Genomic DNA, 9,034 nt, shown 5'->3' on the forward strand with positions numbered 1-9,034 from the left:
AGGCCGCCGTGGACGCCGTGCGCGGCGAGGTCCGGTTCGAGGGCGTGCGGTTCGCGTACGACGACGCGCCCGACGAGGTCGCGATCGAGGGTCTCGACCTGCACGTGCGCCCCGGAGAGACCGTGGCGCTCGTCGGGCCGTCCGGCTCCGGCAAGTCGACCGTGCTCAACATGGTCATCGGCTTCCTGTCCCCGACCGGTGGTCGACTGGCCCTCGACGGGCGGGATATGGCCGAGCTCGACCTGCGCACGTACCGCCGCTTCCTGGCCGTGGTGCCGCAGGAGTCTCTGCTGTTCGAGGGGTCGATCCGCGACAACGTCACCTACGGGAGCTCGGACCTGTCCGACGACGACGTGCTCTCGGCGCTGCGTGACGCCAACGCGATGGACTTCGTCGAGCAGATGGGCGGGCTCGATGCGGTGATCGGCGAGCGCGGCGCGCGGCTGTCCGGCGGGCAGCGCCAGCGGCTGGCGATCGCCCGCGCGCTGGTCCGTGACCCGCGGGTGCTGGTGCTCGACGAGGCGACGTCCGCGCTGGACAACGCCTCGGAGCGGCTGGTGCAGGAGGCGCTCGGACGGCTCATGCGGGGGCGGACGACGTTCGTCGTCGCGCACCGCCTGTCGACCATCCGGGGCGCCGACCGGATCGCGGTCATGCGGCGCGGGCGGCTCGTCGAGATCGGCTCGCACGCCGAGCTCATGGCCGCAGACGGCGCCTACGCCGAGCTCGAGCGGCTCGCGTCAGGGCCCGTCTCGGCCTGAGCGAGCTCGACGCCCGCCGCTCGGAGCTCGTCGCGCGCGGCGGCCCCGAGCGCGGGCGTAACGGGCACGGTGAGGTCCGTGAAGACGCGCGTGGCCAGGCCGAGCTCGTGCGCGTCGAGAGCGGTGGCCCGCACGCAGTGCGACTCGGCGATCCCGACGACGTCGACCGCCGTGATGCCCGCGGCCTCGAGGATCTGCGCGAGCGCCTGGCCCTCGGCGTCGACGCCCTCGAAGCCCGAGTACGCCGCGGCGTACGCACCCTTCTTGACGCTCGCGTCCGGCCCGAGCTCGGCGAGCGCGGGGTGCAGCTCGGCCTCCGGGGTGCCCGCGACGCCGTGCGGCGGCCACGTGTCGACGAAGTCGGGCGTCTCGCTGAAGTGCGCGCCGGGGTCGACGTGCCAGTCCTGCGTGGTGACGACCAGCGCGTACTCGTCGCGATGAGCGGCCGCGTACTCGGCGATCGCGCGGGCGACGTCGTTGCCGCCCGGGACGGCGAGCGCGCCGCCCTCGCAGAAGGTCGGCTGGACGTCGACGACGACGAGGGCACGGTGGTCGGTCATCAGCCCAGCGTTGCACGGGTCGGCCCGCCGTGTTGGGGTGGGGCATGACGCACGCGCGGATCGTCCTGGTGGTGGCCGTCGCGCTGCTCGCGGGGTGCTCGGACGGGGGGACGCCCGAGCCGTCGACCGTGCCCTCGACGGTGGCCTCGACGCCGTCGTCGGCCCCGTCACCCACCTCGGTCTCCGTGACCTCGCAGGACGACGTCGCGACCGGCCTGCCCGCACCGTGGGGGATCGCGTTCCTGCCGTCGGGCGACGCGGTGGTGACTCTGCGCGACGAGAAGCGGCTGGTGCTCGTCTCGTCGTCGGGCGCCGTGACCGAGGTGACCGGCCCGGGCGCCGACCAGCTCGACGACATCGTGGACCCCGGGGGCGAGGGCGGCCTGCTCGGGATCGTCGTGCTCGGCTCGTCCGGCGACGCCGTCGACCTCGCGCTCTACGCCACCGCGTCCGACGACAACCGCGTGCTGCGCGCAACGCTCACCGGCGACTCCCTGGGCGAGGTCCGGCCGATCCTCACCGGCATCGCCAAGGCCAACAACCACGACGGCGGCCGCCTCGCCGTCGGCCCGGACGGCTTCCTCTACGTGACCACCGGCGACGCGACCGACACCGCGAACGCGCAGGACCCGTCCTCGCTGAACGGCAAGATCCTGCGGATCACGTTCGACGGCGACCCCGCACCCGGCAACCCCGAGGGCTCACCGGTGTGGAGCCTCGGCCACCGCAACCCGCAAGGGCTGGGGTGGGCGCCCGACGGGCGGATGTTCGCCGCGGAGTTCGGCCAGAACACGTGGGACGAGCTCAACGTCATCGAGCCGGGCTCCAACTACGGGTGGCCGACGGTCGAGGGCGAGGCGGGCGAGGACGGGTTCGTCGACCCGGTCGCGCAGTGGTCCACCGCCGACGCGTCGCCGAGCGGCCTGGCGGTGACGTCCGATGCGGTCTACCTGGCGGCGCTGCGCGGCGAGCGGCTCTGGCGGATCCCGCTCACCGCGGACGGGGTCGGCACCCCGCAAGCGCTGCTGACCGATCTGGGCCGGCTGCGCGCGGTGGCCGTGGCGCCCGACGACTCGCTGTGGGTGCTGACCAACAACACCGACGGCCGGGGCACCCCCCGCGCCGGCGACGACCGCATCGTGCGCATCACGATCGGCTGACCCCGCCGGGCACCTAGGATCGGGCGCATGTCTCGCATCCTGTCCGCCGTCGCGTGGCCCTACGCGAACGGCCCCCGCCACATCGGTCACGTCGCCGGCTTCGGCGTCCCCTCGGACGTCTTCTCCCGGTACATGCGCATGGCGGGTCACGACGTGCTCATGGTGTCCGGCACCGACGAGCACGGGACGCCGATCCTGGTGCAGGCGGAGCAGGAGGGTGTGAGCCCGCAGGAGCTGGCGGACCGGTACAACCGCGTCATCGTCGAGGACCTCGCGCAGCTCGGCCTGAGCTACGACCTGTTCACGCGCACCACCACGCGCAACCACTACGCCGTGGTGCAGGAGATGTTCCGCACGGTGCACAAGAACGGGTACATGGTCGAGCAGTCGACGATGGGCGCGATCAGCCCGAGCACGGGCCGCACGCTGCCCGACCGCTACATCGAGGGCACCTGCCCCATCTGCGGGTACGACGGCGCTCGCGGCGACCAGTGCGACAACTGCGGCAACCAGCTCGACGCGATCGACCTCATCAACCCCCGCAGCCGGATCAACGGCGAGAAGCCGAAGTTCGTCGAGGCGACGCACTTCTTCCTCGACCTGCCCGCGTTCGCGAGCGCGCTCGAGGCGTGGCTCAAGGGCCGGCAGGGGTGGCGCCCCAACGTGCTGAAGTTCTCCCTCAACCTCATCGACGACATGCGCCCGCGGGCCATGACGCGGGACATCGACTGGGGCATCCCGGTGCCGCTGCCCGGGTGGGAGGACAACCCGAACAAGCGCCTGTACGTGTGGTTCGACGCCGTGATCGGCTACCTCTCGGCGAGCATCGAGTGGGCGCGACGCACGGGCGACGACGACGCCTGGCGCCCGTTCTGGAACGACCCCGAGGCCCTGAGCTACTACTTCATGGGCAAGGACAACATCACCTTCCACTCCCAGATCTGGCCCGCCGAGCTCATGGGCTACGACGGTCGGGGGGACAAGGGCGGCGCGCCCGGCCCGTACGGGACCCTGCAGCTGCCGACCGAGGTCGTCTCGAGCGAGTACCTCAACGTCGCCGGCCAGCAGTTCAGCTCGTCGCGGGGCGTGGTCATCTACGTGCGCGACATGCTCGCGCGCTACCAGCCCGACGCGCTGCGCTACTACCTGTCCGTGGCGGGGCCGGAGACGCAGGACGTCGACTTCACCTGGGCCGAGTTCAAGCGCCGCACCAACGACGAGCTCGTCGCGGGCTGGGGAAACCTGGTCAACCGCACGGCGAGCATGATCGCCAAGAACTTCGGCGAGATCCCCGCGGCCGGCGAGCTGCAGCCCGTCGACAGCGCGCTGCTCGCGACGACGGGGAGCGCGTTCGGATCGGTCGGCGACCTGCTCGGCGGCCACCGCAACCGCGCGGCGATCGGCGAGGCGATGCGCGTGGTCCAGGAGGCCAACCGCTACATCTCCGAGACCGAGCCGTGGAAGCTCACCGGCGACCGCGAGCGGCTCGGCACCGTGCTCAACACCGCCGCGCAGGCCGTCTCGGACGCGAACACCCTGCTCGCGCCGTTCCTGCCGTTCGCAGCCCAGAAGGTGCACGAGACCTTCGGCCGCACGGGCATGTTCGCGCCGCAGCCGCGGATCGACGAGGTCACGGACCTGGACGACGAGTCGCGCAGCTACCCGATCATCACGGGCGACTACTCGGCCACGCCGCGGTTCGCGTCGGTGCCGGTCGTCGCGGGCACGCCCGTCGGCAAGCCGACGCCGGTGTTCACCAAGCTCGACGACGACATCGTCGAGCAGGAGATCGAGCGCGCGACGAAGGCCTGACCGTGGCCCGATCGCGCGAGCGCGGCTGGCCGGCCCCGCCCGAGCCGCTCCCGGCCCCGGTCGTCGACAACCACACCCACCTCGACTCGGTGGTGGAGTGGGTGGCCGACGGCTGGGAGCCGGGGGCGCCGGCGGGGACGACGACGGTCGAGCAGCAGCTCGAGCGGGCCGCTGCCGTGGGCGTCGAGCGCATGGTGCAGGTGGGATGCGACCTCGACGCCGTCCGGTGGACCGATCGCGTGGTCCGTGATCACGCGCAGCTGCTCGGCGCCGTGGCGATCCATCCCAACGAGGCCGTGCTGCACGCGGGCGTGCACGAGGTGGCGCCTGACGGGCTCGAACCCGACCCGCAGCCGAGGCACGCCGCCTCGCTCGACGACGCGATCGACGCCGTCATGCAGACCGCACGCGCCAACCCACGCATCCGCGCGATCGGAGAGACCGGCCTGGACTACTTCCGCGCGGGGCCGAGGGGACGTGCAGTCCAGCGCGACGCGTTCCGCGCGCACATCGCGCTCGCCAAGGAGCTGGGCCTCGCGCTGCAGATCCACGATCGCGACGCGCACGACGACGTGGTCGACATCCTGCTCAACGACGGCGCCCCGGAGCGGACGGTCTTCCACTGCTTCAGCGGCGGCCCCGCCCTCGCACAGGTGGCCCGGGAGAACGGCTGGTTCGCCAGCTTCGCCGGCCCGGTGAGCTTCGGCGCCAACGACGACCTGCGCGCGGCCCTCAGGGAGCTCCCGCTCGAGCTCGTCCTCGTGGAGACCGATGCCCCGTACCTCACGGTGCACCCGTTCCGGGGACGCCCCAACGCTCCCTACCTGCTCCCCGGCACCGTGCGTACGGTCGCGGACGAGCTCGGGTTGGATCTCGAGAGCGCGTGCCGCAAGATCGCGTGGAACTCCGAGGCCGTCTACGGGCCCTGGTGATCCGACACGCCGAGCGACACGCCGCGCAGTCCGGCGCGGACGGGTGAGCGATCCCCAGGTTGTCCGATCTGAGGTTCCGGGCCTCATCACGGATCGGTTACGGTCTGACGATGCCTGACGCGGGTTCCTGCAAGGAATGACCCGCGAGACCGACGAGAGGACCGGCGTGACGAACGGCGAGCAGGGCGCGGCACCGCGTCGCGGCGCGCCTCGTGGACGCCTGGGCCGGATCGTCGCGCAGGCCGCCGTGCTGGCCGTCGTGGCCGGTGCGACCAGCGCCTTCGCCGTCATGCACAAGCAGGTGACCGTCGACGTGGACGGCCAGCAGGTCCAGGTCGAGGGCTTCGGTCGGACGGTCGGTGCGGTGCTCGCGGGCGCGCAGATCGAGGTCGGCGACGGCGACCTCGTCGCGCCGGGCCTGCACGAGAGCGTCACGAAGGGCGAGCAGATCGTCGTCCGGCACGGCCGGGACCTGAACCTCGTCGTCGACGGCGAGCCGCAGACCGTCTGGACCACCGCGCTGACCGTGGGCGAGGCCGTCGAGGGCCTCGGCCTGCGCGACGGCGACGTCCGCCTCTCCGCGAGCCGCTCCGAGCCGCTGGGCCGCGAGGCGCTGCGCGTGTCCACCGAGAAGACGATCCACCTCGCGGTGGACGGCCAGGTCATCGACGGCGTGAGCAGCGCGGCCACCGTGCGCGACGCGCTCAAGGACATCGGCCTGGTGCTCAACGAGGGCGACGAGGTGTCGGTCCCGCTCGACGCGACCGCGGTCGACGGCCTCGTCGTGCTCGTGACGCGTGCCCTCACGGACGCCGAGACGCGCACCGAGGCCGTGAAGTTCAAGGTCGAGGAGATCAAGGACCCGGGCCTGGCCAAGGGCACGAAGGTCGTCGTGACCAAGGGCAAGGCCGGGATCCGCACCACGACGTACCAGCTCGACACCGTCGGGGGTGTGGTCACCGACCGCCAGGCGCTGTCGAGCGTGGTCACCACCGAGCCCGTGACCCAGGTTGTCCACGTCGGCACGATGGTGCTTCCCGACCCGAGCGACATCCACGTCTCGCCGGGCAGCGCGCAGGCGATCGCCCGTGACCTGGCCGCGGCGCGCGGCTGGGGCGACGACCAGTTCGCCTGCCTCGTGACCCTCTGGAATCACGAGAGCGGCTGGCGCATCAACGCCGAGAACAAGTCGTCGGGCGCGTACGGCATCCCGCAGGCGCTGCCGGGCACCAAGATGGCCTCGGTTGGTGCTGACTGGCGCACCAACCCCGCCACCCAGATCACCTGGGGCCTCGGCTACATCAAGAATCGGTACAAGACGCCCTGCGGGGCCTGGGCTTCTTTCCAGTCCCAGGGCTGGTACTGACCTTCCCTTTACCAGGGTGCAGCCCGCGAGGGTTGGCAAGCCGGTCACGATTCGGTTACGGTCGCGTGTCGCTCCGGACGAATCGGCCCTGACGGGCTGCCGGAGCGAACGGCGCCGGGCCGTGTCCCGGGCGCCGAGACGGCCGGATCGGGGATCCGGAACCGACGGGGACGCCTCCCTCCAGGCGTCCGCCGGCCGAACTGGCCGCCGCCGGGTGTGCCGGGAACGGCACGCGCTCCGCCCCCCGTGCCCGGGCACCTCGACGGCTGGAGCCCCGTGCAGTTCACGACCCGCATCCTCGGACCCCTCGCGCGCAACCGCAGCGCACACGCAGAGTCTGGGGGCCGTCGATCAGGTCGTCGCGTCCTGCCCGTCGTGGCCGGCGCCACGGTGCTCGTCCTCGCGGGCGGCACGGCCGCCTACGCCCACGCGCACAAGACCGTCCAGCTCGACGTGGACGGCGAGATCCAGAACGTCAGCACGTTCGCCGGCTCGGTGGACGCGCTGCTCGCTGACCAGGGCGTCAAGGTCGGCGACCGCGACAGCGTCTCCGCGACCGGATCGCTCGGCGAGGGCCAGGACGTCGTCGTGCGTCACGCGCACCAGATCACCGTCGCCCGCGACGGCGTCAACGACACCGTGTGGACCACCGCGCTGACCGCCGACGAGGCGCTCGACACCCTCGCGGCGCGCGACGCGAGTGTCTCGCTCGTCGCCTCCCGCAGCTCGGGTGGCCGCGCGGAGCTCCCGCTGGACCTCGTCCTGCACGGCTCGGTCGACGTCGTCGTCGACGGCAAGACCCTGACGGGCCAGGACGCCGACGCGTCGGTCGGCCAGGTGCTGGGTGAGCTCGACGTCACGCTCGCGCCCCTGGACCGCGTGTCGGTGCAGGAGGGCGACACGGGCCGCGTCGAGGTCGTCGTCAACCGCGTCGTCGTCGCCGAGAAGAAGACGACCAAGAAGCTGTCCTTCGACTCGAGCACGAAGAAGGACTCGTCGGCCTACGTCGGCACCAAGAAGGTCACCACCGAGGGCAAGAAGGGCACGCGGACCATCGTCACGCGCGTCACGACGGTCGACGGCAAGGTCACCGACAAGGTCGAGCTCTCGGACAAGGTCACGAAGAAGCCGGTCGACGAGGTCATCACCGTCGGCACCAAGGAGCGTCCCGTCGTCAAGACGACGACCTCCTCGAGCTCGTCGGGCAAGTCCGGCCCGATCAAGGCCGGCGGCAAGGCCGACGACCTCAACTGGGCTGCGCTGGCCAGGTGCGAGTCGGGCGGCAACCCGCGCATCGTGTCCTCGAACGGGCTGTACCACGGCCTCTACCAGTTCTCGGTGGGCACGTGGCGCGGGGTCGGCGGCTCCGGCCTGCCGTCGCAGGCGTCCTCCTCGGAGCAGACGGCGCGCGCCAAGATGCTCTACAACCGCTCGGGCGCGGGCCAGTGGCCTGTGTGCGGCAAGAACCTGTTCTGATCCGACGCGGCTGATCTGACACACGACGCCCGTCGCACCCCCGACCAGGGGTGCGGCGGGCGTCGTCGTCCTCTGCCCTAGGCTCGTGCGCATGTCGACGACCGCCCTGCTCGGGCCCACGGAGATCCGTGAGCTGGCCGCCCGGGCCGGGATCCGCCCCACCAAGCAGCTCGGGCAGAACTTCGTGCTCGACGGCGGCACGGTGCGCAAGATCGTCCGCCAGGCCGACGTGGCGGCGGGTGACCGCGTCGTCGAGGTCGGACCAGGACTCGGCTCGCTGACGCTCGGGCTGCTCGAGGTCGGCGCCGACGTCACGGCCGTCGAGATCGACCCCGTGCTGGCCGGGCTGCTGCCGGAGACGGTCTCGCAGCACGTCCCGGGCCTCACGACGAGCACCGAGGGCGACGCCGTCGTCCTGCGGGACGCGTCCGGGCGCGCGCGCCTGACGCTCGTCACGGCCGACGCGCTCACGGTCACCGAGCTGCCGGGCGAGCAGCCCGTGGCCTTCGTCGCGAACCTGCCCTACAACGTCTCCGTGCCCGTGCTGCTCACGTTCCTCGAGCGGTTCGGGACCATCGAGCGCGGCCTGGTCATGGTGCAGGCCGAGGTCGCCGACCGGCTGGCCGCGCCCCCGGGCAGCCGCACGTACGGCATCCCGTCGGCGAAGACGGCCTGGTACGCCGACGCGCGCCGGACCTCGACGATCGGGCGGTCCGTGTTCTGGCCCGCGCCCAACGTCGACTCCGCGCTCGTGCGCTTCGACCGCCGCGAGCCTCCCGCGACCACCGCGAGCCGCACCGAGGTGTTCGCGGTCGTCGACGCGGCGTTCGCTCAGCGCCGCAAGATGCTGCGCTCGGCCCTCTCGTCGCTCGCCGGGTCGGCCGACGCAGCCGTCGCCGCGCTCGAGGCCGCGGGCGTGGACCCGCAGGCCAGGGGCGAACGTGTGGACATCGTGGGGTTCGCTGCG

The 9,034-nt window shown here is 72.3% G+C and carries 8 protein-coding genes; 7 read left to right on the forward strand and 1 reads right to left on the reverse strand.

What is annotated here, in order from left to right; translation table 11 throughout:
• A partial coding sequence (locus D1825_RS02040; RefSeq protein WP_118765829.1) for an ABC transporter ATP-binding protein occupies positions 1–761 on the forward strand: 761 nt, incomplete at its 5' end.
• On the opposite strand, the gene D1825_RS02045 is transcribed toward D1825_RS02040, so the two are convergent.
• The gene (locus D1825_RS02045) at positions 716–1,321 is read right to left on the reverse strand and encodes an isochorismatase family protein (protein WP_118765830.1); all 606 of its coding nucleotides are present in this window, start codon (positions 1,319–1,321) and stop codon (positions 716–718) included. The two genes, D1825_RS02040 and D1825_RS02045, sit on opposite strands and share 46 nt — an antisense overlap.
• Before the next feature lie 44 nt (positions 1,322–1,365).
• Here D1825_RS02045 and D1825_RS02050 point away from each other — a divergent pair, with 44 nt between their 5' ends.
• The 6 genes from D1825_RS02050 to rsmA all read left to right on the forward strand — a co-directional run.
• Positions 1,366–2,481 (forward strand): PQQ-dependent sugar dehydrogenase, encoded by a 1,116-nt coding sequence (locus tag D1825_RS02050; RefSeq protein WP_118765831.1) that lies wholly within the window; start codon positions 1,366–1,368, stop codon positions 2,479–2,481.
• A gap of 27 nt (positions 2,482–2,508) precedes the next feature.
• A complete protein-coding gene (gene metG / locus D1825_RS02055; protein WP_118765832.1) occupies positions 2,509–4,293 on the forward strand; it encodes a methionine--tRNA ligase in 1,785 nt (594 codons plus the stop codon).
• Positions 4,294–4,295: 2 nt separating this feature from the next.
• Complete coding sequence (locus D1825_RS02060) at positions 4,296–5,225, forward strand: TatD family hydrolase (RefSeq protein WP_118765833.1); 930 nt, start codon at positions 4,296–4,298, stop codon at positions 5,223–5,225.
• Between the two features lie 136 nt (positions 5,226–5,361).
• Positions 5,362–6,591, forward strand: a complete 1,230-nt coding sequence (locus D1825_RS02065; protein WP_118765834.1) for an aggregation-promoting factor C-terminal-like domain-containing protein — start codon at positions 5,362–5,364, stop codon at positions 6,589–6,591.
• Between the two features lie 375 nt (positions 6,592–6,966).
• Positions 6,967–8,067 (forward strand): resuscitation-promoting factor, encoded by a 1,101-nt coding sequence (locus D1825_RS02070; RefSeq protein WP_233549566.1) that lies wholly within the window; start codon positions 6,967–6,969, stop codon positions 8,065–8,067.
• A 91-nt stretch (positions 8,068–8,158) separates the two neighbouring features.
• On the forward strand, positions 8,159–9,034 hold an 876-nt coding region (gene rsmA / locus D1825_RS02075; protein ID WP_118765836.1), incomplete at its 3' end, for a 16S rRNA (adenine(1518)-N(6)/adenine(1519)-N(6))-dimethyltransferase RsmA.

Origin of the sequence: Cellulomonas rhizosphaerae, from assembly GCF_003470205.1 — a bacterium.
Classification (GTDB): domain Bacteria; phylum Actinomycetota; class Actinomycetes; order Actinomycetales; family Cellulomonadaceae; genus Cellulomonas; species Cellulomonas rhizosphaerae.

Coding starts and splice junctions, on each gene's coding strand:
- D1825_RS02045 (WP_118765830.1), bottom strand. CDS start 1,321: ATGACCGACCACCGTGCCCTCGTCGTCGTCGACGTCCAGCCGACCTTC.
- D1825_RS02050 (WP_118765831.1), top strand. CDS start 1,366: ATGACGCACGCGCGGATCGTCCTGGTGGTGGCCGTCGCGCTGCTCGCG.
- metG (WP_118765832.1), top strand. CDS start 2,509: ATGTCTCGCATCCTGTCCGCCGTCGCGTGGCCCTACGCGAACGGCCCC.
- D1825_RS02065 (WP_118765834.1), top strand. CDS start 5,362: ATGACCCGCGAGACCGACGAGAGGACCGGCGTGACGAACGGCGAGCAG.